Here is a 22,956-nt window from a genome sequence, read left to right on the forward strand (position 1 = left end):
GATGATGGACGTGCGCCGCCAGCGCCGTGTGCGCAACCCGGGCGCGGAAGCCGAGCAGTTCCGCCGCCGCGCGCTGGTCGGCTTCATCGGCGTGGTGCTGGCGATGGCCGGGCTCGCCGGCTGGTACTTCAAGCTGCAGGTGATCGACCACGGCGACTATGCGCGGCGTTCGGAGGCCAACCGCATCAAGCCGCGGCCGGTGGTGCCCGGGCGCGGGCTGATCTACGACCGCCAGGGCCGCATCCTCGCCGACAACGTGCCGGCCTACCGGCTCGAGGTCACCCCGGAGCAGGCCGGCGACATCGACCGCCTGCTCGACGGGCTGGCCGAGATCTTCGAGCTCGATCCGGCCGAGGTGGAGCGCTTCCGCGCCGAGCGCCGGGTCAACCGCGGGTTCCGTGCGCTGACGCTGAAGCTGCGCGTCACCGACGACGAGGCGGCGCGCTTCGCGGTCGACCGCTGGCGCTTCCCGGGCGTCGACGTGGTGCCCTATCTCAACCGCCGCTATCCGTACGGCGCGCTGTTCGCGCATGTCATCGGCTATGTCGGGCGCACCGACGAGGACGACGTCGGCCGCTACGGCGCCAACCAGGTGCTGTTCCCGCACACCGGGCGCACCGGGCTGGAGCGCTCCTACGAGGACGCGCTGCGCGGCGTGGTCGGCTACGAACAGGTGGAAACCAATGTCGAGGGCCGCGCGCTCGCCACGCTGGGTCGCGTGCCCGCCACTGCCGGTGCCGACCTGCGCCTGAGCATCGACCTCGACCTGCAGCAGGCGATGGTGGATGCCTTCGGCGAGATGCACGGCTCGGCGGTGGCGGTGGATCCCGCCAGCGGCCAGGTGCTGGGCATGGTCAGCCTGCCGAGCTTCGACCCCAACCTGTTCGTCAACGGGATCTCGCACACCGACTACCGCCAGCTGATGGACGACCCGGCGCGGCCGCTGTTCAACCGCAACGTGCTGGGTGGTGGCCCGCCGGGGTCGACGATCAAGCCGTTCGTGGCGCTGGCCGGCGTCGACAGCGGCCTGCGTACGCCCGGCGACGGCGTGTTCTCGACCGGCGAGTTCTTCATCCCGGGCCAGCGTCGCGGCTATCGCGACGCCTCGCGCGGCGCCGGCTGGACCGAGCTGCGCGATTCGATCTCGCGGTCGGTGAACTACTACTACTACAAGCTCGCCTACGAGATGGGCATCGAGCGGTTCGCCGACTACATGCACCGCTACGGCTTCGGCCAGTCGACCGGCATCGACCTGGTCGGCGAGAACACCGGCGTGGTGCCATCGTTGGCCTACAAGGCCAGTCGCAGCCGCGAGCCCTGGTATGCCGGCGAGACGGTGATCGCCGGCATCGGCCAGGGCTACTGGATCGCCACCGCACTGCAGCTTGCGCGCGGCACCGCGGCGATCGCCAACGGCGGCGTGCTGCATCCGCTGCGGCTGGTGGCCGAACGCAAGACCGCATACGACCAGCCGTGGCGCGCGGTACCGGCGGAGCCTGCGCCGCGCATCACCGACAACGTCGAACACCTGCGCGCGGTGCAGGAGGGGATGGAGGCGACCATCCACGGCCGCGGCACGGCGACGCGCATGGCGCAGGGCGCCAGCTACCGCATGGCCGGCAAGACCGGTACCGCGCAGCGCATCGGCCGCCGTGGCAGCGCCAACCTCGACCCGCGCGCGCTGCCGTACCACCTGCGCCACCAGGCGCTGTTCGTGGGCTATGCGCCCGCGGAGAACCCCACCATCGCGCTGGCGGTGGTGGTCGAACACGGCGGCTACGGCGGCGCCACCGCGGCGCCGATCGCCCGGCGCATCTTCGATGCCTGGGTCCTGCGCAACGCGACGGATGCGATCGGCGCGCCCGGTGCCACCGCGGGCGCGGAGGCGGGTGCACCATGAACGTCATCCTGCGCTGGCTGCTGGACCTGCTGCAGCGTTTCACCCGCACCCTCGACTGGCCGCTGCTGGGCGCGCTGCTGGCGTTGATGGGCATCGGCCTCGCGGTGCTCTACAGCGCCGGCGGCCACAGCCAGGCGATGCTGACCGCGCAGGCGCTACGCTACGGCGTCGGCCTGGGCGCGCTGTGGCTGCTGTCGCGGGTGCCGGTGCTGACCCTGCGCGCAATCACCCCGCTGGGTTACGGCCTGTCGCTGCTGCCGCTGGTGGCGGTGCTGTTCATGGGCACCGGCCGCCATGGCCAGCACTGGATCAACCTCGGCGTGTTCTACCTGCAGCCGTCGGAGCTGATGAAGCTCAGCCTGCCGATGATGACCGCGTGGTATCTCAACCGCGCGCCGCTGCCGCCGAGCATCACCGGGGTGCTGGTGGGGCTGGCCATCATCGGTCTGCCGACCGGGCTGATCATGCTGCAGCCCGACCTGGGCACCGCGGTGCTGGTGGCGGCCAGCGGCCTGTTCGTGCTGTATCTCGCGGGGATGTCGTGGTGGTGGTTCGTGGCCGCCTTCGGCGCACTGGCGGCCGCGGCGCCGGTGGCGTGGTTCTGGCTGCTGATGCCCTACCAGAAGGACCGCCTGCTGATGTTCCTCGATCCCGAGCAGGACCCGCTGGGCGCGGGCTGGAACATCATCCAGTCCAAGATCGCGATCGGCGCCGGCGGCCTGCGCGGCATGGGCTGGGGGCAGGGCAGCCAGTCGCATCTCAACTACGTGCCCGAACACACCACCGATTTCATCTTCGCGGTGCTGGCCGAGGAGTTCGGCTGGCTGGGGGTGATGGTCACGCTGGCGCTGTACCTGTTCGTGGTCGCACGCTGCCTGTGGATCGCGGCGCAGGCGCGCGACGGCTTCGGCCGTCTGGTGGCCGGTGCGCTCGGGCTGTCGCTGTTCGTCTACGTGCTGGTCAACGGCGGGATGATCTCCGGGCTGCTGCCGGTGGTCGGCGTGCCGATGCCGCTGCTGTCGTATGGCGGTACGGCGGCGGTCTCGTTGCTGGCGGGCATGGGCGTGGTGATGTCGGTGCGAGCGCACGCCGGCGCACGCCGGGCCTGACCGCGGCGCGATCGCGGGAGCAGCCTGAACATCGCGCGCATCCCCGGTTCGACGCCCGCGACGTGCGTGCTAACCTCGCGCCGATGACCCGACGCACCCCTGTTTTCCGCGGCTTTGCCGCGAGCCTGCTGCCCCTCGCCCTGGTCGCCTGTGCGACGCAGGCCAATCCACCGCCCGTCGACCAGGTGTCGGCCAGCGCGGCACCGGCGACCGCGAGTGCGGCCGTCCCGACCACGCTGCCGCCGGTACCGCAGCCACCGGAGCGCCCCGTGGCACCGGAGTCGGTCACCGATCCGGCGATCCCGCGCGAACAGCGCATCGCCAATTTCGTCGACTACACCGCCAGTACCTACGGTGTCGAGCCACGGCACATCCGCGAGGTGCTGGCCCAGGCACAGCTGCGCCAGCCGATCCTCGACGCGATGTCGCGCCCGGCCGAGGCGGTACGCCCGTGGCGTGACTACCGGCCGATCTTCATCAACGACCAGCGCATCAACGGCGGCATCCGCTTCTACCGCGAGAACCGCGCGGCGCTCGACCGGGTGGCGGCCGAAACCGGTGTGCCGGCGGAGATGATCGTCGCGATCATCGGCGTGGAGACCAGCTACGGGCGCGTCACCGGCAACTACCGGGTCGTCGATGCCCTCTACACGCTGGCCTTCGATTTCCCCAGGCGTGCACCGTTCTTCGCCGGCGAACTCGCGCAGCTGTTCGCGCTGCAGAAGGCGGAGCCGCAGCTCGACCTGCTTGCCCTCAAGGGCAGCTACGCCGGTGCGATGGGTATGGGCCAGTTCATGCCGTCGAGCTACCGCCTGTGGGCCAAGGATGGCGACGGCGATGGCCGTCGCGACCTGCTGACCCATCTGCCGGACGTGTTCGCGTCGATCGCCAACTACTTCGTCGTGCACGGATGGGAGCGCGGCGCACCGGTGGTGGCACGCGCCGACCGCGCCCCCGGTGCCGAGGATTTCCGCCCCGACACCATGGACCCGGTGCATCCGCTGGCCGCGCTGGCCGAGCGCGGCTACACCCCGCGTGCCGGCGAACCGGTGGCCGAAGGCGCGACGCTGATCAGTCTCGACGGCGACAGCGGCCCCGAGTACTGGCTGGGCTACCGCAACTTCTATGTGATCACCCGCTACAACCGCTCGCCGATGTACTCGCTGGCCGTGCACCAGCTTGCGCAGGCCATCCGCGCGGGAGCCGCCGGGCCATGAGGTGGCTGGCGGCTGCGGGCGCGGTGCTGCTGCTGGGCGCCTGCAGCGGCACGCCGCGCAAGGCCGCGGCCCCGGATGCCGGGGCCAGCACGGGCCCCGTGGCAGCGCCCTCCGGCAGCGCGCGCCGCTCGCCGTACGCACCGGCGCAGGAGGACCCCCGCAAGCGCGGCGATTACGTTGCCGGCGGCCTGTACGCGCCGCATATCCAGGACAGCGCGCCGGACTACATCCCCGACGTCGATGCAATCCCCGAGCCCGAAGTGGTCGACGAGCCGCGCTCGGCCTACGGCAACCGCAGCCCCTACCAGGTGCTGGGCAAGTCCTACCACGTGCTCGAAGACACCACCGGCTTCAGCGAACGCGGCCGGGCGTCGTATTACGGCAACAAGTTCCATGGCCGGCGCACCTCCAACCTCGAGGTGTACGACATGTACGCCTTCACCGCGGCGCACAAGTCGTTGCCGCTGCCGAGTTTCGCGCGGGTGACCAACCTGCAGAACGGGCGCTCGGTGGTGGTGCGCGTCAACGACCGTGGGCCGTTCCACGAGGGCCGGGTGGTCGACCTCAGCTGGGCGGCGGCGGTGAAGCTCGACATGCACCGCGCCGGCACCGCCGAGGTCGAGGTGGTCGCGCTGAGCCCGGGCGAGAACGCGCGCCACGAGGCCGGCCGTTACGCACAGGCACTGCCCCCGGCCGCGCCGGAGCTGGCCACCCCCGCCACCGCCGCACCGCCGGCTGCCAGTGCGATCGACCGCGTGGTCGCCGCGTTGCCGATGGCCAGCGCGCATGCGGGCGAACGGCCTGCACCCGTCGCCAGCGCCGGGGTCACCCCGGCACCGGCCGGCGAATGGCGCTTCGACATGCACCAGAACGGGCGTGCGATGACCGCCGACGAATTCGATGCGTGGATGAAGGAACGGCAGATCCGTGTCGCCACCGGCCGTCCAGCCACGCCGCCGTCGAGTGGCCAGGCCGCGCCAGCCACGCCCGCCACGCCAGACGCGTCGCCAGCCGTCATCCCCGTCTCCGGCGGTGCCGCGGTGACCCTGCAGGTCGCCGCCTTCGGCACCCGCGACAATGCGGAGCGCGCACTGTCGATGCTGCGCGGCGCCGGGGTCGGTGACGCGCAACTGGTCGATGGCGTGGCTGCCGGCAAGCCGGTCTGGCGCCTGCGCGTCGGCCCCGTCGCCTCGCACCAGGTCGCCGATGTGACCGCCCGCTGTGCCGGGCTCGGCTTCGGCCAGCCACAGATCGTTCGCGAGTAGACTCTCGCGCCATCCCACCGGGACGGCCGCAGGGGCCGTCTGTCAGGAGTCCCTGCAGTCCATGAGCCCGCTTTCCACGAGTCTGTTGTCCATGAAGTTCCTGTCGCCCTCTTTCCGCCCGACCCTCGTGCTTGCCGCCGCGTTCGTGGTGTCCACGCTGGGCTTCGCCGTCGCGCAGACGCCGGCCCCTGCGCCGGCACCGGCCGCACTCAGCGACGCCATGCCCGCACCGCCGCCGCCGGCGATCAACGCGTCGGCCTGGGTACTGATGGATTACGAAACCGGCCAGGTGCTGGCCGGCGAGAACGCCGACCAGCGCGTGGAGCCTGCCAGCATCACCAAGGTGATGACCAGTTACGTCGTAGCCGCGGAAATGGCGGCCGGCAAGGTCTCGGCGACCGACCAGGTGATGATGACCGAGAACGCCTGGCGCAAGGGCGGGGCACGCACGGACGGCAGCTACAGCGGTTTCCCGGTCAACCAGACCGCCTCGCTGCTGGAGATGGAGAAAGGCATGGCGGTGCAGTCGGGCAACGACGCCGCGATCGCACTGGCCGAACACGTGGCCGGCAGCGAGGACGCGTTCGCCGCGCTGATGAACGCCTATGCGCAGCGCATCGGCCTGAAGAACAGCCACTTCGTCAACTCGCATGGCCTGAGCGAGGAGAACCATTACTCCACCGCGCGTGACCTGGCCCTGTTGGGCCGCGCGATGATCCGCGACTACCCCGAGGAGTACGCGCACAACAGCATCAAGGAGATGACCGTCAACGGCATCACCCAGCGCAACCGCAACCTGCTGCTGTGGCGCGACGACAGTGTCGACGGCATCAAGACCGGCCACCACTCCGCCGCCGGCTACTGCCTGATGTCCTCGGCCAAGCGCGGCGACCAGCGCCTGATCGCGGTGGTGATGGGCTCCAGCAGCGAGGCGCAGCGCGCCACCGATTCGCTGGCGCTGCTCAACTGGGGCTTCCGCTTTTTCGAGACCCACACCATCTACGAGGCCGGCACCGCGATCAGCAGCCAGCGCATCTGGAAAGGCCGTGCCGACGAACTGCAGCTGGCGCTGGCGGAACCGCTGACGGTCAGCCTGCCGCGCGGCAAGTACCAGCAGCTGAAGCCGACCATGGACATCCCGGCCACGCTGGTGGCCCCGGTGGAGCAGGGCGCCGCGGTGGGCACGGTGAAGGTCAGCCTCGATGGCGAAGTGATCGCCGAACGGCCGCTGGTCGCGTTGCAGCCGGTCGAACAGGCCGGCTTCTTCAAGCGGCTGTGGCACGAATTCCTGATGTGGTGGAACGCCGACTGAAGTCCGCTGTGCCTTCCCGGTGGCCCGCGTGGCTGCCGGGCAGGTGCCGGCGCGTGACCGCGTCGGCTTGATCTGGCCGCCGCGGATGGCATGATGCGCGGCAGGGGGCAGGATGCCCGCCCGGAGTCACGCGCATGGATGCCATCGCCGCACGCACCGCCCTCGCCCGACTGGCCCGCATCGACGATGCGACGCGGCTGTACCGGCTCGATCTCGCTTCCGATGCCCCGCTGCTGGTCGAACGCTGGCAGGGCGAGGAACGTCTGTCCGACGGTTTCGAGTGGCAGATCGACGTGCTGTCCACCGATGCCGGCCTCGCGCTGGACGGGTGGCTGGGGCGCCCCGCACGCCTGCTGACGCGGCTGGCCAATGGCGGTGAGGCGGTGCGCAGCGGGCTTGTGCGCGAAGCGGTGCTGCTGGGCGCCGACGGTGGCCTCGCACGCTATCGCCTGCACCTGGTGCCCTGGACCTGGCTGCTGACCCAGGGCCGCCACAGCCGCGTGTTCGAGGACCGCAGCGTGGTCGAGATCGTCGAAAGCGTGTTCGCCGGCTATGCGCCGCTGGCGCGCTGGACGGTGGGCGACGAGGTCGCCGGCTTCCTCGCCGACGCGCGCCCGCGCAGCTACTGCGTGCAGTACCGCGAAAGCGACTACGCATTCGTCTCACGCCTGCTGGCGGAAGAGGGCCTCGGCTGGCGCATCGAGGAGGACGCCGAAGCGCCTGCCGGCCATGCGCTGGCGCTGTTCGCCGACAGTGCGCTGCTGCCCGAGGACGCCACGTCCGCGACCCACGGCGGCATCCGCTTCCACCGCAGCGACGCCACCGAGGCGCAGGACAGCATCCTCGCGATCGGCCGCCATCAGCGGATCGGCAGCGACCGCCTGACCCTGCTGACCGACGACTACAAGCGCAACCGCGCACTCGGCATCGGACTGCCCATGCAGGGCACCGGTGCGGACGTCGCGCTGGAGAGCTATGACCCCGTCGGCGCCTACGCCTTCGCCGATGCCGCGGAAGCGCAGCGCTACGCAGGCCTGATCGCACAGGCCGACGAGGCGCAGCGTGATCGCCGGATCGGCCAGGCGACCGCACGCACCCTGCGCGCCGGCACCTGGTTCCGCCTCACCCAGGCCGCCGCAGGCATCGCCGATGCGGACGAACTGGTGCTGACCGGCGTCCGCCAGCTCGGCATCAACAACCTGCCGGTCGACATGCGCGAGCAGCTGCGCGATGTACTCGGCGAGGCCGCCGCCAGTGCGGAGCTGCCCTCCGCACTGCGCGAACGTGCCGAGGCGGTGGGGTACGCGGCGCAGTTCGATGCGGTACCGCGCGCGCTCCCCTGGCGTCCTGTGCTTGCCGACGCCACCGGTGCGCGCCTGAATCCCAGCCCGACCGCGCCGGGCTACCAGACCGCGATCGTCGTCGACGGCGAGGGCAGCCACACACCTGCCAGTGCGCAGGAAGTGCATTGCGACCGTCTCGGCCGGATCCGCGTGCGCTTCCACTTCATGGGCGACGCCGGCGCCGATACCGCGCGCGCCTCGTGCTGGCTGCGGGTCGCGCAGCGCTACGCGGGCCCGGGCGTGGGCAGCCAGTTCCTGCCCCGCATTGGCCAGGAAGTGCTGGTGGCGTTCCTCGATGGCGACATCGACCGTCCGGTGGTGGTGGGCGCGCTCTACAACGGGCGCGGCGAGGCCGGCGTGCCGGCAACGCCGGGTGGCAGGCCCGCCGACGCCGACAGCAGCGCCTATGCGCAGGCCTCCGACCACCGCCCCAGCGCGCAGGCCAACCTCGCCGGCGGGCATGCGCCGCCCTGGCACGGCATGGGCGGTGGCGACGATGCGCATCGTCATGCGGGCGCGCTATGGGGCATCCAGTCGAAGGAGTGGGGCGGCAGCGGCCACAACCGCCTGCTGTTCGACGACAGCGATGGCCAGCTGCGCCTGCAGCTGTCGACCACGCACGCCTGCAGCCAGCTCAACCTGGGCCACCTGATCCACCAGGCCGACAACTTCCGCGGCAGCTTCCGTGGCGAAGGCTTCGAACTGCGCACCGATGCATGGGGCGTGATCCGCGCCGAGCGGGGGCTGTGGCTGAGCGCGTACGGCATCGATGGCGCCTCACCCGCGGGCACCGCCGTCGCACCGGCCGCGCTGCTCGACCAGCTCACCCGATTGGGCGAGACCTTCTCACGCGCTGCGACTACCCATCAGACGGTCAAGCTGGCCGCGCATGAAGGCGTGCAGCGCAGTAGTCAGTCGGACCTTATCGCCGACCAGGCCCCGCTCGCCGCCTTGCGGACCTCCGTGCGCACCACGGTGCCCGGCACAGCATGGGATGAGGCTGCAGCCGCCGCCGCCGAACGCAATCCGGCCGCAGGTGCCGATCGCGTGCCGCATACCGGCGATGCCATCGTCGGCCTCGCCGCTCCCGCCGGCATCGGCCTGATTGCCGGGCAGTCGCTGCACTGGAGCGCCGGCGAAACCATCACCCTCGCCAGTGGCGGTGCCAGCCACCTCGCGATCGCCGGCGACCTGCGCATCCACACCGGCCAGGCCATCGGCCTGCTTGCCGCGGCGGTCGAAGGCCAGACTGAGGCCAATACCCTCAGCCTCGTCAGCGGCGAAGGCGAACTCGACCTCCAGGCCCAGAACGACCAGATCCGCATCCGCAGCCGCGACCAGCTGAAAATCGTCAGCGCCAACGCCGAAGTCGACCTCGCCGCCGGCAAGACCGTCCACCTCGCCACGGCCGGCGGCGCCAGCCTCACGATCGAAGGCGGCAACATCGCCATCGCGTGTCCGGGCACGATCAGGGTGCATGCGGCGAAGAAGAGTTTCGTGGGGCCGGTGCAGCGGGGTTATCCGTTGCCGCAATTCCCCGAGACCGTCTGCGAAGAGTGCATCCTGCGCGCCGCCCAGTCGGCGCAGGCGTTCGTCCTGCGATGACGTTGAAATCGCATCTGGGGCTGCCCGAGCACGTCCGTCCCAAGGTGGACTCGCTGGCCGCATCACTGTTGGACGCGGCCCGGGCGGGGAACGGGCAACTGTACGCGATTGTGGATCTTGCGGCCGCAGAACATGCGTCCGCCTGGCTGACCTTGCTGAAACGCGAAGGAACTGCTCGGAACCTGTTTGTCTCCCAGCCGGAAGCGGCTGCGGAATCGCTTGCCGCGTGGCTGATCCCGCTTGGCTCAGGTGCGGCCTGCAATGAAGTCTTGTTGGGCTTCAGTGTGGCCCAGGCGCTCCTGTCCGACAGCGTGTCCTGGCTGGTGAGCGCACTGCCGACGTCGGAGATGACGCACCGCCTGTCCAGGCGCCTGACTGCGCGGCTGGATCAAGGTGATGCCCTGTTCCGCTACTACGACCCACGCCTGCTTCCTGTCATTCACAAGGAGTGGAGCGGGTCGGAAACGCATTACTACTTCGACCTGGGAAGCACATGGCACTATCTGGACAGCTCCTTCGATCTGCAGGCCCTGCCGCTCGTGCCACCTGGTGGATCGGACAGCTTCGCGCCACCACTGCGGGTGTCTCCCAGCCAGCACCAGGCGCTGCAATCGATCTCGGAGCTCCGTCAACTGGTAAGGCTGCTGGGCCTGCGCAAGCCTGACGCGTTCTACCGGATCGATCCGGCCCTCCGGCTGGACTTCGTCGCCTCTCAGCGCTTGAACGCCGCGGGCTGCGGCATCACGAAGTTCATCGATCTCCTCCACTACTGCGAGTTCGCGATGGACCATGCGGAAGACTTTCACCAACGAGTCGAATGGCAGGTCGTCTGGGAACGGATGCGGTCCTCCAAGGCAAGCCTCTCGACTGTCGTGCGGGAATCCGGAATTGGAGAAGAAACTTGAAGACAAAGATGCTGGCCACCCTCCTGCTGGCGTCCGGTCTGTGCAGCTCCCCAGGCGCGGTCCAGTCACAAAACCCGGAACATGACGAAGAACCCGCGATGACGGAACCGACCCTCCAGCCAGATCGTGAGCAGGCGCTGGTTGCCTATGTGCAGGGGCGATTCAATCGCATCCGGGAGTCAGTGGATCGAGACCGTGCCGAGGCGCGTCGCTATATGAGCCCCAAGCTCGCCGAGTGGTACGAGGCCCAGTTCAAACCGTCCGTTGCGCTGGCGGAGTTCAAAGCCTGCAACGAGTGCGAGGAGTTCAGCGTCACGATTACCCGAATGCGGCACGAACTCCGGGAGGACGACGATTTCGGCCGGAACGATTACGCCACGAACATCAGCTATATCGAGTTCGTAACTGTCCCATTGGCGCCGCAGGATGCCGAACCGCGATCAATGGCGGTGAAACTTCTCTGGAGACCCAAGTCGTTCATCGCGAAAGGAGACATACCTCTGGAGATCGATCTCGAGGAAATGCTGGTGCGACGGACAAGGGTGTCGATGTGATGGCCCGCTGGCTTGCTTCGCTCTTCGGGGCTTGGCTCCTGGCGGGATTAGTGGCTTGCCAGGGAGGATCGAATGCTCATGGCAGCGCTGACTCCCACACCTATCGCAGCAACGGACCGGTGCAATTGCCCATTCAGGGTTTCAACTACACCGACCGCACGATCAGCAGTTTCCATGTCGATGGCACATGGGGAGGCAATCTGTTCGTAAGTCGACGCGGAGCTGGCGGCGGCAAATCCGCCTGTTGCGTCGATTGGTACGACCTGTTGCACCGCGAGCTCCCAAAGCCCTACACAATCCGCTGGATCTCGGACATGTGCAGATACCAGGTCGAAGAAGGCGGAGGAGTATTCGACAGGTACCGCTCGTTATGGCAGGAAGAAATTGTACTGCTGACAGACCTCCCGGCGGAACAACCAGAAGCATTCCAGGTTCATTTTTTTCCCGACGGCCGCGTGGAGGTCGCGATGGCAAAGGCCTGGGAGAAGCCGAGACTCGATTTGCCCTACGACCCGACTACAGGTCGTCGTCCCGGTGTGCCTGATTGGCCGCAATGTACCGACGAGCAGATGAAGACCTACTCCGAATGAGCGGTACCAAGCGTCACTGACAAGGAAGTTCCCATGAGTGCGAATCCCGGCAGTCCGGATCATCTCGGCCCTTCGTTTCCGCCGAACGTGCGCGACATGCGCTATGTCTCCGATCCCGAGCAGGCCGCCGACTCGACGCGGCCCGCCCCGGCGCCGCGTGGGCGCCGGAACCCAGGGAATGTTCCGGCGGTGTGCGCGCAATGCAGGATTCCCTTGCATATCGCCTTCTTCTTCGACGGTACTGGCAATAACCGTGATGCGGACCAGCCCCTGCACCAGGACAGCAATGTGGCACGGTTGTTCCGCGCACATCCGTTGGACGATGAGGCAGCCGGAGTCTTCTCGTTCTACCTTCCAGGCATCGGCACCTATTTCCGCGAGATCGGCGATCCCGGCAACACCAGCACCGGACTGGCGATGGGAGCCTGGGGTGATGAGCGTCTGAAGTGGGCGATGCGGCAGCTGAAGCTCACGCTTTCCAGGTATCCGGTCCGGAATATCGAAGAGGTACGCGTCTCCCTGTTCGGCTTCTCGCGCGGCGCTGCACTGGCGCGGGCGTTCGCGCGCCGTCTGGCCGATCGAACCACGCGATCGAACCAGGGATGGGAGTGGGACAGCCCGAAGGTGCCGTTCCGACTCTATTTCATGGGTTTGTTCGATACCGTCGCATCGGTCGGAATGCCGGCGACAGCCTCGACCGCCCTGTCGCTCAGAATCGCGACCAATCGCCTCTCCTTGGAGCGGGGCCTGCGTACACGCGGCGACGATTCGATTTCGGGACCTTTGGGCCTGGCATTTGGCGAACCAGGCGCTGACCCGACGCCGGGTAATCCTGATGGTCACATGGACTGGGCCAGCAATCTGCGGATCCCCGACCTCGCCGAGCTGTGTGTGCACATGGTCGCGGCACATGAGCAGCGGAACTCGTTCCCGCTGGATTCGGTGCGCGAGCGCCAGAGCTATCCGCGTAATTGCGAGGAGATCCTCTATCCCGGCATGCACTCAAACCTGGGAGGCGGGTACCTGCCCGGCTTTCAAGCACGTAGCAAAGGGCGTGCCGAAATGCTGAGCAACATTCCGCTTCTGGAGATGCATCGGCGCGCAATCCAAGCACAGGTCCCCTTGGAAGCCGTCGGGAAATTCCACGACACCAGTCTTGAAGCTTCCTTCCAGATCGCACCCGAACTGCTTGGCCATTGGCGCCACTACATGGCCATGGCCGGTAACGGCGGGCGATCCCTGGGAAAGGGCGTGCTAGCGCACATGCGTCTGTACTTTGCCTGGCGATTCCAGCGCATTGCGCGCTTGCAGAGGGCGGAGGTGCCCAGTATCGACCGCGTTCGCAACGAGTCGGAGATACGCACGCGAGAGCGTGACTATGCGAGACGGAAGGCCGCCGCCGAGCGCGAGATGAACGCATTGCGCGACAGCCCGGAACGCGTGGCAGCGCATGAGGCGGCGGAGCAGGCCGAGCGCGCGTACCACCTTGCCATGCAACGTTCAGCGCGTTTTGGGGACCCCCGCGGAGAACTGGCCCGCGCGAGGTCGGAAAAGGAGGCGGCGCAGGCCGCCAAGGCTGCGGCGGATGACCCTTACTTGAGGGCACAGGCCAGATGGGCCGGTATTCCGGGCAGCAGCGTCGACAACATGCTGGTGTATGACAATCAGCTGGTGCGCGATGCGAAAATGATCCGGGATCGTTTGCAACAGGGCTGGACGAAGCTGCGACCCCACTATGCCGGTCTGGTTCAAGCCTACGAGGACGAGTTCATCCATGGTCGTGGATTGCGCGACGAGGAGATCATTGCGTTCTTCGACAACTACGTACATGACTCGCTTGCCGGATTCGCCAGTGATGTCACGCTTCCCTCCGATCCTCGTTGCATCTACGTGGGCGGCGACTTCGAGGCCAGGTATGCAAGGATCGATACGCGCAGCAGCGAGGAGAGAGCCGCATAGACTGGTCGCCCCCGCCAGGGAACGAAAAGTCCGATACGTGAGGGCTTCGAGGACAGACATTGAAAGCTGACGGCGGCACGGCGAGGACATTGGTTGCCTGCAGTAGGCCCCGGTAGCCAAGCGGCGCGGTCGCATGGCGGAGGCAAGCAAAGTGCGAGGGGCACAACGTGACTGATACCTGCAATTCAGAACGCAAACGTCAAAGGAGATGACCATGGAACACAGTAAGCCCTCTGCAGCTTTCGTCGGCGCTTCGTGGTTCGCACTGGTGCTGGGAGCGAGTGCATACCTCATCGGCTTATGGAACGCGCAGATGCAGCTCAACGAGAAGGGCTACTACTTCACCCTGTTGCTCTACGGCTTGTTCGCTGCCGTGTCCGTGCAGAAGAGCGTGCGCGACCGGATGGAGGGTATTCCGGTCACCAACATCTACTACGGCCTCTCATGGTTCGCGGTGATCTCGGCATTGTTGCTGCTGTTCATCGGGCTGTGGAACGCCACCTTGGCGCTGAGTGAGAAAGGCTTCTACGGGATGGCTTACGCGCTGAGCCTGTTTGCCGCCATTGCCGTACAGAAGAACACGCGCGACAGCCTCCGAGACGAGAGCGGGACATCCTCCGAGAGGCGCTTTTTTCTTCGACCGGCTGAAGCCGATCACTGACGGCAGAGCGCACTCCTTGGAAACCGCTCCCGCCGCACCCACAATTGGCCGATGGACATCAGGTCAGACAACCCCGAGCACGGCTTCCAGTTCCCCGGTGTGTTCGAGATCACTGCGATGGGACCCGCATCGGCGGGGCTGGAGACGGAGATGCCGCGGCTGCTGCAGGCGGCCGGGCTGGTGGTGCTGGAGGAATCGGTACGCAGCCGTGGATCGAGCGGCGGCCGGTTCGTCTCGGTGAAGCTGAGCTTCCGCGCCAACTCGCGGGAGGAATACGAGGCCGCGCATGCCGCCTTGCGTGAGCACCCCGAAGTGAAGTGGACGTTGTGACCGCGATACACCGGGTCCACGTTTCCGGCTGATCCGCGGTTTGCATTTGGTGCAAGTCCCATCGCCGCCTGTGCCGGTCCGGGCGCCGGCGATGGTCCTGCCGGATGACGCACCCCGGTGCGGCTGCAGCCACACTCCCGCACGCAGCGGTGCCGGGAAACGCTGTTCCGGAGTTGCCGTCCCGGGCTGCCGCGCGGTACCGGATAATGGCGGACCTTGCCGCCCGACCGTGCTGCCTTGACCGCCACCACCGCCCTTCTTCGCGACCTTGGCCGCCAGCCCTACGAGCCGGTGTGGCGGGCGATGCAGCGCTTCACCGACACCCGCAACGCCGACACCCGCGACGAGTTGTGGGTGGTCGAACACGAGCCGGTGTTCACCCTCGGCCAGGCCGGCAAGTCCGAACACGTGCTGATGCCCGGCGACATCCCGGTGGTCCACGTCGACCGCGGCGGCCAGGTGACCTACCACGGGCCGGGGCAGATCGTGATCTACCCGCTGCTCGACCTGAAGCGGCTGAAGGTCGGGGTGCGTGAGTACGTCGAACGCATCGAGCAGGCGGTCATCGATACCTTGGCCGAATGGAACATCGGCGCGGCGCGACGCGAGGGTGCGCCCGGTGTCTACGTGGCCGGGGCCAAGGTGGCGGCGCTGGGCATCCGCGTGCGCCGCGGCTGCACCTTCCATGGCCTGGCGTTCAACGTGGCCATGGACCTCGAGCCGTTTTCGCGCATCAACCCCTGTGGCTACGAAGGGCTGCAGGTGACCTCGGTGCTAGACTTGGGCGGACCTTCGGGCATGGACGCCGTGAAGCCCGTCCTGCTCGACGCACTGGCGTCGCAGTTCGGCCTGCGGCTGGAGCCCGCCGCGGGCCCGCTGGACCTCCAGGCGGCCTGACGCCGCCGACTCCCCCACGACTCACGAGACGGCCATGACCGAAACCGCCGACCGGACCATCCCCCTGCAGGTGCTCACGCCCGCGGACAGCGGTTTGCAGCCCGGCACCAAGCAACTGGCTGGCGACAAGATCAACCGCTCGCCGGTGCAGTTCGCCGATGTCCCCGTGCTGCGCAAGCCGTCGTGGATCCGCGTGCGCATCCCGTCCAACGGCGCGGTCGCGGCACTGAAATCCAAGCTGCGCGAGAACCGCCTGGTCACGGTGTGCGAGGAGGCCAGCTGCCCGAACATCCATGAATGCTTCGGCCACGGCACCGCCACGTTCATGATCCTGGGCGAGGTCTGCACCCGCCGCTGCTCGTTCTGCGACGTGGCCCACGGCCGGCCGAAGCCGCCGGATCCGACCGAGCCCTTCAGCCTTGCCAGCACCGTCGCCGACATGGGCCTGAAGTACGTGGTGGTCACCTCGGTCGACCGCGACGATCTGCGCGATGGCGGCGCCCAGCACTTCGTCGACTGCATCGCGGCGATCCGCGCACGCACGCCGTCAACGCGGATCGAGATCCTCACCCCGGATTTCCGCGGCAAGGGCCGCATGGAGCGGGCGCTGGAGATCCTCGCGCAGAACCCGCCGGACGTGTTCAACCACAACGTCGAGACCGTGCCCGAGCTGTACCGCAACGTGCGCCCGGGCGCCGACTACCACTGGTCGCTGACCCTGTTGCAGAAGTTCAAGGCGCAGCACCCGTCGGTACCGACCAAGTCCGGGATCATGCTCGGCCTCGGCGAGACCATGGAGCAGGTGCAGGGCACCCTGCGCGACCTGCGCGCGCACGACGTTGACATGGTCACCATAGGCCAGTACCTCCAGCCGTCGGCGCACCACCACCCGGTGCTGCGCTACTGGACGCCCGAGGAGTTCAAGGCACTCGAGGAATACGGCATGGGGATCGGCTTCAGCCATGTGGCCTCGGGCCCGCTGGTGCGGTCCTCGTACCACGCCGATCGCCAGGCGATGGAAGCAGGCGTCGCGGCCGCCTGATCGGCCCCGCGTGTCCCCTGCGGGGCGTAACCAGCGTTCACCTGCGGGCGACTGGCCGCGGTTAGAGTGAATCCGCGTCATGACGTGGGTCCGTGCCTGCAACTTTCGGCACTGGATCGCGTCTATCGAGCGTCCACACTGCAGTGACGGACCGCCCTCGCGGCCGGCCAGGAACGAGTCCATACATGAAAGCAAGTCGCCTGATCTCCGCCGCCCTGATCGCCGTCGCGCTGTCGGTGCCGCTTGCGCTGATGGCCCGGGCCGAGGGCGAGTCGGCGATCCCGGCATCGCCCAGCGTCGACCAGGTGCGCACCGCGCAGCTGGTGCACGGCCTGCTGTCCGACAGCCGCTATGCCTACCGCCCGCGCCCGCTCGATGCCGAGATGGAGCGCGACATCGTGCGCCGTTATCTCGAGGCGCTCGACTCCGGGAAGATGTTCTTCACCGCCGCCGACGTGGCCCGTTTCGAGCCGCTGGCGCCGGAACTGGGCATGGCGGTGCGCAAGGGGCAGCTCGAGCCGGCCTTCGCCATTTTCGCGCTCTACAAGGAGCGCGTGGCCGAGCGCGTCGAACATTCACGCGAGCTGCTCAAGCAGGACATCTTCGACTTCACCGGCGACGACCGCTGGGAGTACGACCGCAAGGATGCGCCGTGGCCGGCCGACAAGGCGGAGCTGGACGCTGTGTGGCGGCAATCGGTGCGCAACGACTGGCTGCGCCTGCAGCTGGCAGGCCGCGAGCCGGAGCAGATCCGCGAGACCCTCGACCGCCGCTATCGCAACCTCGCCAACAACGTCGCCCAGCTCAATGGCGAGGACGCGTTCCAGAGCTTCCTCAACGCCTATACGGCGTCGATCGATCCGCACACCGATTATTTCAATCCGCGCAGCACCCAGCTGTTCAACCAGAGCATGTCGCTGTCGCTGGAGGGTATCGGCGCGCAGCTGCAACGCCAGGACGACGTGATCGTGATCCGCGAACTGATCGCCGGTGGCCCGGCGGCATTGAGCGGCAAGTTCCGCGTCGGCGACCGCATTGTCGGTGTCGGCCAGGGCACCGATGGCCCGGTCGAGGATGTGGTCGGCTGGCGGATCGACGACGTGGTCGAAAAGATCAAGGGGCCGAAGGACACCCAGGTGCGGCTGGAGGTCATCCCCGCCGAGGCCGGCATGGACAGCGAGCCGGTGCAGATCGTGCTGACCCGCGCGCGCGTGCGCCTGGAGGAACAGGCCGCCAAGTCCGAGATCATCGAGATCCCGGGCAGTGGCGATGCCGCCGATACGCGCGTGGGCGTGATCAAGCTGCCGGCGTTCTACCAGGACTTCCAGGGCCGCCGGAACCGCGACGGCGACTACGCTTCGGCCACCCGCGACGTGGCCAGGCTGCTCGAACAGTTCAAGGCCGATGGCATCGACGGCGTGGTGCTGGACCTGCGCAACAACGGCGGCGGTTCGCTCAACGAGGCGGTTGAACTGACCGGCCTGTTCATCGACACCGGCCCGGTGGTGCAGGTGCGCGAGTCCGGCGGCCGGGTGAGTGTCGAGGCCGACCGCAACCCGGGCGTGGCCTGGGAAGGTCCGCTGGCGGTGCTGATCAACCGGGGCTCGGCCTCGGCGTCGGAAATCGTCGCCGGCGCGATCCAGGACTACGGGCGCGGGCTGGTGATCGGCGAGACCACCTTCGGCAAGGGCACCGTGCAGAACCTGGTCGATCTCGACCGCTGGCCCGGCAACGAGCAGCAGCGTTTCGGCTCGGTGAAGCTGACCGTGGCGCAGTTCTTCCTGCCCGGTGGCAGCAGCACCCAGAACCGCGGTGTGGTGCCGGACGTGATGTTCCCGGTGACCGTGGATGCCAGCGAGTTCGGCGAGAGCACGAACGACAACGCGCTGCCGTGGACGCGCATCGCCGCGGTGCCGCACACCCGTTACGGCGACTTCGCGCCGCTGCTGCCGCGCCTCAACGTGCTGCACGAGGCGCGCATTGCCGAGGACGCGGAATTCAGCTGGTGGGTGGAGGACGTCGAGGAGTTCCGTGCCGAGCGCGCGAAGAAGTACGTGGTGCTCAACGAGGCCGAGCGTCGCGCCGAGCGCGAACGCCAGGAGCAGAAGCGCCGCGACCGCCAGGCGCAGCGTCGTGAACTCGGCCTGCCGCTGGATCCGCTGGCCGAGGACACCGACGACGGCCTGTTCGCCAACGAGCGCGACATTGCGGTGGACACCGCTCGCGAGAAGGCCGCCGAGGAACGTCCGGATCCGCTGCTGCGCGAGTCGGCGGCGATCCTGGCCGACGCGATGCACCTGCTCAATACCGATCGCCACCTGCAGGCGAAGGTGCTGCCGGAATCCACGCGCCCCAACAGCTGGGCGCACTGACACCAGGCTGATGTGATGCCGGACGCCGCCGCAGGGCGGCGTCCGCGTCTGGTGGTCGGTGAGGCCGCTGCCCGGCGACGACGGGCATTCAACGGCCGCTCCCGGAAAAACTTGCGCGTCACGGTGTACGCAGTGTCCCGCCCTCGGCACGGGCAACGGCGTAACATGTCGCGCCGGCCACGCCGGTGCGGTATCTCCTTCCCCCAGCCAATCCGGATCTCCCATGAGTGCGCCGCCGCTCGTGTCCCGCGACGTATCCCCGCTCGCCGTCGTGTTCGCCCTGGCCCTGGTCTATGTGATCTGGGGTTCCACCTATCTCGGCATCAAGTTCGCGCTGGAGGGTGGTTATCCGCCGCTGCTGATGGCGGGCATCCGCTTCGCCATCGCCGGCAGCGTGCTGTATGCGTTCCTGCGCTGGCGCGGGGTGCCGGCACCCACCCGCACGCAATGGCGCAACGTGGCGCTCATGGGCGTGCTGCTGCTGGGCCTGGGCAACGGGCTGGTGTGCATCGCGGAACAGACGGTGTCGTCCGGGCTGGCCGCGGTCGCGGTGGCGTCGGCGCCGTTGTGGATCGGCCTGTTCTCGGCCATGCGCGGGCAGCGGCCGCGGCAGCTGGAATGGCTTGGCCTGGGCATCGGCTTCGTCGGCGTGCTGTGGCTCAACGCCGGCAGTTCGCTGACCGCCGAGCCCACGGGCCTCATCGCACTGCTGATCGCGCCGGTGGCCTGGGCCTACGGCTCGGTGTGGAGCCGCGGCCGCGACCTGCCGGCACCGTTCATGACCGCCGCGGCACAGATGCTGTGCGGTGGCGCGGCCATGCTGGTGGCCGGCCCGCTGCTGGGCGAGCGCTTCAGCGCGATGCCCACGCTGCAGGGCACGCTGTCGGTGGCCTACCTGTTGAGTTTCGGCTCGGTCGTCGCCTTCAGCGCCTACATCTGGCTGCTGCACCACGTGCGCGCGACGCTTGCCGGCAGCTACGCCTACGTCAATCCGGTGATCGCGGTGGTGCTGGGCGCGTGGCTGGCGGCGGAACGCTTCAGCGCGCACGACATCGGCGCGATGCTGGTGATCCTCGCCGGCGTGGTGGCGATCACCCTGGCGCGCACGCGCGCGGCGAAGCCGGCATGACCCCCGTCCACGACCGCCGCGCGTTGTGGATCGCGGTGGCGGCCTTCGTCATCTGGGGCCTGATGCCGCTGTACTGGCATCTGCTCCGGCACGTGCCCTCGCTGCAGATCGTGCTGCACCGTGCGGTGTGGTGCGCGATCCTCGTCGCCGCATGGCTCACCCTGAGCCGCGGACGCGGCTGGCTGCGCGAGGTGGTCGCCCAGCCGCGGCTGGTGGCGATGCTTGCGGCGTCGGGGCTTCTGATCGCCGCCAACTGGAGCCTCTACGTGTGGGCGGTCAACAGCGGGCACGTGGTCGAGGCCAGCCTCGGCTACTTCATCAATCCGCTGCTCAACGTGGTCATCGGCGTGCTGTTCCTGCGCGAGCGGCTGTCGTTGCCGCAGTGGGTGGCCGTGGCGCTGGCCGCCGGCGGTGTGTTGTGGCTGACCTTCAACTACGGCAGCTTCCCCTGGATCGCCCTGTGCCTGGCGGGCTCGTTCGCCATCTACGGGCTGATCCGCAAGTTTGCCGCGGTCGAGGCGGTGCAGGGGCTCGGCGTCGAGAACCTGTTCGTGTTCGGCCCCGCGGTACTGGTGCTGGCGTGGCTGGAGTGGTCGGGCAGCGGCGGGTTCTTCTCGCTGCGCTGGGGCGGCTGGACCGACGTGCTGCTGGTACTGGGCGGCGCGCTCACCGCCATCCCGCTGATCTGCTTCGCCTACGCGGTCAGACGGGTGCCGCTGACCGTGGTCGGCCTGCTGCAGTACATCGGCCCGACCCTGCAGCTGCTGCTGGGCGTGTTCTTCTTCGGCGAGGCCTTCGGCATCGACCGCGCGATCGGCTTCGCCTTCATCTGGGCGGGGCTGGCGGTGTTCGCGATCGATGGTTACCTGCAGGCGCGCCGGCGCATCGTCGCGCAGCAGCTGTAGCGGCAGCCCGGCAGGGCCGGACGCCGCATCCGGCAGCCGGGACGAGAGCCTGCCTGCGACCGTCCCGGATGCGCTGCGCTGGTCGGGCTACAGCGTGCGCAACCTTTCAGCCCGCAAAGCTGAGGCCGCATCCCGCGCGCGGTGGACGCCCTGGCGGTGTCGGGTCCCGGAAGCGCCCGGCTTGTCCGGGCGACGGCGTTCAGCCGCGGGCAATGAGCCAGAGCACCAGGGCGGTGCCGGTCACCGTGATTGCGCCGGTGGCCCACCACCAGCGCCGTGCACGCCGCCGCAGACGACGTACGCGTTCTTCGTGCAGCCGGCGCGCCTGTTCCACCAGCGGCTGCGCGCGTGCCTGTGCCTGGCGGTGGGCGGCGTCGGTTCCCTCGCGCGTGGTATCGGCACCGGCGCCGCCCTGCGCTGATTCATACAGCGCGAACACCTCGCGATGCAGCGCGGCATAGCGGCGTTCGAGTTCGCCGTTCGACAGGCCGCGCGGATCGTCCGACGCACCCGTTTGCGCGCTCATGCCGCGCGCAGTGCGTCGGTCACCGGCAGCCGCGCGGCGCGCACGGCCGGGAACAGTCCGCCGACGAAGCCGATCGCCAGCGCCCATTTCAGGCCGTTCCACAACAGCTCGGGGGTCACCCTGAACTCGAACGTGAGCTGCCCGACGCCACCGGCAAGTGTCGATGCGGTGTAGCCGTTGAACACCAGCCACGCGATCAGCCCGCCCAGCGCGCCGCCGAGTGCCGCCAGCAGCATCGTTTCCAGCATCACCGCCACCACCACCGGCAGGCCGCGGAAGCCGATCGCACGCAGGGTGGCGATCTCGCGCGCGCGTGCGGCGACGGTGGCGAACATCGTGTTGAGCGCACCGAACACCGCGCCCACCGCCATGATCGAGCCGACCACGATGCCGATGATGCGCAGCACCTTCGTCATGCCTTCCGACTGCCGCGAGAAGTACTCCGCGGTGGTGTCGGCTTCCACCTTCAGCCGCGGGTCGGCCTCGAGCGTCGCCTTGAACGCGCTGAAGGCATCCGGGCTGGTGAGCCGCGCGGTGATCGAGTTGCGGCTGCTGCCGCGGCGGTAGGTGGTGGCGACGATGCCGGCATCGGCCCAGATCTCCGATTCCAGCGCGTCGCCGGATGCGAACACGCCGACCACCGTCCACACGTCGCTGCCCAGCCGGATTTCGCCACCGGGATCGAGCCCGGCGAACTGACGCCGCGCGCCCTGGCCGACCACGAGCTCGCGGCGGCCGGACTCGAACGTACGCCCCTCGACGATGCGCATGCCCGGGCGCACTGCCCAGGCCACCGGATCGACGCCGCGCAGCTGCACGCTGCCGTCCTCGTCGGCCTGGCCCCGGCGCGGCAGGTTCGCCGCCACCACCAGTTCCGCCGAGGCCAGCGGGCGGTTGTCGGCGTCGCGGGCGATCTCCGGCGCCTGCGCAGCCGCCAGCAGTGCCTCGCGCTCCATCACCGACATCACCTCCGCCGCCGAGCCGCCGCGCAGCACGATCGCGGTGTCCTCGTTGCCGGTGGCGGCGACCGTCTGACGGTAGCCCTCGGCCATCGCCAGCAGCGCAACCAGCACGCCGACCACGCCGGCGATGCCGATCACCACCACCGATGACGCGCCGATCCGCTGCGGCAGGGTGCTGATGCCGACATGGGTGACCGAGCCGGCCTGACGGCCGCTGCGGGTGGCCACCATCCAGGCGATCAGCAGCACCGCGACCGCAAGCAGCGCCTGCCACGGCAGCAGGATCCACGCGGCGACACCGGCCACCACGACGATCGCCAGCAGCAGCCCGCTCAGAAGGGATTTGATCCTGGACATCTGCGTTACTCCACAT

At 68.6% G+C, this 22,956-nt stretch carries 18 protein-coding genes and 1 pseudogene; 17 read left to right on the plus strand and 2 right to left on the minus strand.

Translation table 11 applies throughout. From position 1 onward, the window contains the following. Nucleotides 1-4 precede the first annotated feature (4 nt). From mrdA to rarD, 17 genes and pseudogenes are all read left to right on the plus strand, one after another. Nucleotides 5-1,834, plus strand: a pseudogene (gene mrdA, locus ERL55_RS01965) (penicillin-binding protein 2); the annotation flags it as partial. A gap of 62 nt (nt 1,835-1,896) precedes the next feature. Next, on the plus strand, nt 1,897-3,009 hold the full coding sequence (rodA, locus tag ERL55_RS01970) for a rod shape-determining protein RodA (protein ID WP_129134931.1): 1,113 nt from the start codon (nt 1,897-1,899) through the stop codon (nt 3,007-3,009). Nucleotides 3,010-3,092: 83 nt separating this feature from the next. Then, entirely contained in the window at nt 3,093-4,226 is a 1,134-nt protein-coding gene (gene mltB, locus ERL55_RS01975; RefSeq protein WP_129134932.1) for a lytic murein transglycosylase B, read from the plus strand. Next, nucleotides 4,223-5,491: a septal ring lytic transglycosylase RlpA family protein gene (locus ERL55_RS01980; RefSeq protein WP_129134933.1), complete on the plus strand. Its 1,269-nt coding sequence runs from the start codon at nt 4,223-4,225 to the stop codon at nt 5,489-5,491. The genes mltB and ERL55_RS01980 overlap by 4 nt, the downstream gene beginning before the upstream one ends. A 91-nt stretch (nt 5,492-5,582) precedes the next feature. Further along, entirely contained in the window at nt 5,583-6,803 is a 1,221-nt protein-coding gene (locus tag ERL55_RS01985) for a D-alanyl-D-alanine carboxypeptidase family protein (RefSeq protein WP_129134934.1), read from the plus strand. Between the two features lie 134 nt (nt 6,804-6,937). Further along, entirely contained in the window at nt 6,938-9,751 is a 2,814-nt protein-coding gene (locus ERL55_RS01990) for a type VI secretion system Vgr family protein (RefSeq protein ID WP_129134935.1), read from the plus strand. Next, on the plus strand, nt 9,748-10,656 hold the full coding sequence (locus tag ERL55_RS01995; RefSeq protein WP_129134936.1) for a DUF4123 domain-containing protein: 909 nt from the start codon (nt 9,748-9,750) through the stop codon (nt 10,654-10,656). Before ERL55_RS01990 ends, ERL55_RS01995 begins: the two co-directional genes overlap by 4 nt. Nucleotides 10,657-10,664: 8 nt before the next feature. Beyond that, nucleotides 10,665-11,210, plus strand: coding sequence for a hypothetical protein (locus tag ERL55_RS02000; protein WP_206733345.1), 546 nt, complete (start codon nt 10,665-10,667; stop codon nt 11,208-11,210). Further along, nucleotides 11,210-11,800: a DUF3304 domain-containing protein gene (locus tag ERL55_RS02005; protein ID WP_129134938.1), complete on the plus strand. Its 591-nt coding sequence runs from the start codon at nt 11,210-11,212 to the stop codon at nt 11,798-11,800. Before ERL55_RS02000 ends, ERL55_RS02005 begins: the two co-directional genes overlap by 1 nt. A gap of 33 nt (nt 11,801-11,833) precedes the next feature. Next, nucleotides 11,834-13,759, plus strand: coding sequence for a DUF2235 domain-containing protein (locus tag ERL55_RS02010; RefSeq protein ID WP_129134939.1), 1,926 nt, complete (start codon nt 11,834-11,836; stop codon nt 13,757-13,759). Between the two features lie 214 nt (nt 13,760-13,973). Continuing rightward, nucleotides 13,974-14,420, plus strand: coding sequence for an inner membrane protein YiaA (gene yiaA / locus ERL55_RS02015; protein ID WP_129134940.1), 447 nt, complete (start codon nt 13,974-13,976; stop codon nt 14,418-14,420). A gap of 51 nt (nt 14,421-14,471) precedes the next feature. Further along, nucleotides 14,472-14,750, plus strand: coding sequence for a DUF493 family protein (locus ERL55_RS02020; protein ID WP_129134941.1), 279 nt, complete (start codon nt 14,472-14,474; stop codon nt 14,748-14,750). A gap of 237 nt (nt 14,751-14,987) precedes the next feature. Next, a complete protein-coding gene (gene lipB, locus ERL55_RS02025) occupies nt 14,988-15,647 on the plus strand; it encodes a lipoyl(octanoyl) transferase LipB (RefSeq protein ID WP_206733346.1) in 660 nt (219 codons plus the stop codon). Between the two features lie 34 nt (nt 15,648-15,681). Continuing rightward, nucleotides 15,682-16,689 (plus strand): lipoyl synthase, encoded by a 1,008-nt coding sequence (gene lipA / locus ERL55_RS02030; protein WP_129134943.1) that lies wholly within the window; start codon nt 15,682-15,684, stop codon nt 16,687-16,689. Nucleotides 16,690-16,874: 185 nt separating this feature from the next. Further along, nucleotides 16,875-19,061 (plus strand): carboxy terminal-processing peptidase, encoded by a 2,187-nt coding sequence (locus ERL55_RS02035; RefSeq protein WP_129134944.1) that lies wholly within the window; start codon nt 16,875-16,877, stop codon nt 19,059-19,061. Between the two features lie 223 nt (nt 19,062-19,284). After that, nucleotides 19,285-20,190, plus strand: a complete 906-nt coding sequence (gene yedA, locus ERL55_RS02040) for a drug/metabolite exporter YedA (RefSeq protein WP_129134945.1) — start codon at nt 19,285-19,287, stop codon at nt 20,188-20,190. Beyond that, complete coding sequence (gene rarD / locus ERL55_RS02045; protein ID WP_129134946.1) at nt 20,187-21,095, plus strand: EamA family transporter RarD; 909 nt, start codon at nt 20,187-20,189, stop codon at nt 21,093-21,095. Before yedA ends, rarD begins: the two co-directional genes overlap by 4 nt. 199 nt (nt 21,096-21,294) lie before the next feature. Here rarD and ERL55_RS02050 read toward each other — a convergent pair whose 3' ends face one another. Beyond that, nucleotides 21,295-21,621, minus strand: coding sequence for a hypothetical protein (locus ERL55_RS02050; protein WP_129134947.1), 327 nt, complete (start codon nt 21,619-21,621; stop codon nt 21,295-21,297). Then, the gene (locus ERL55_RS02055; protein ID WP_206733347.1) at nt 21,618-22,940 is read right to left on the minus strand and encodes an ABC transporter permease; all 1,323 of its coding nucleotides are present in this window, start codon (nt 22,938-22,940) and stop codon (nt 21,618-21,620) included. Before ERL55_RS02055 ends, ERL55_RS02050 begins: the two co-directional genes overlap by 4 nt. Between the last annotated feature and the right edge of the window lie 16 nt (nt 22,941-22,956).

It is taken from the genome of Luteimonas sp. YGD11-2 (genome assembly GCF_004118975.1).
In the GTDB taxonomy this organism is placed as follows: Bacteria; Pseudomonadota; Gammaproteobacteria; order Xanthomonadales; family Xanthomonadaceae; genus Luteimonas; species Luteimonas muca.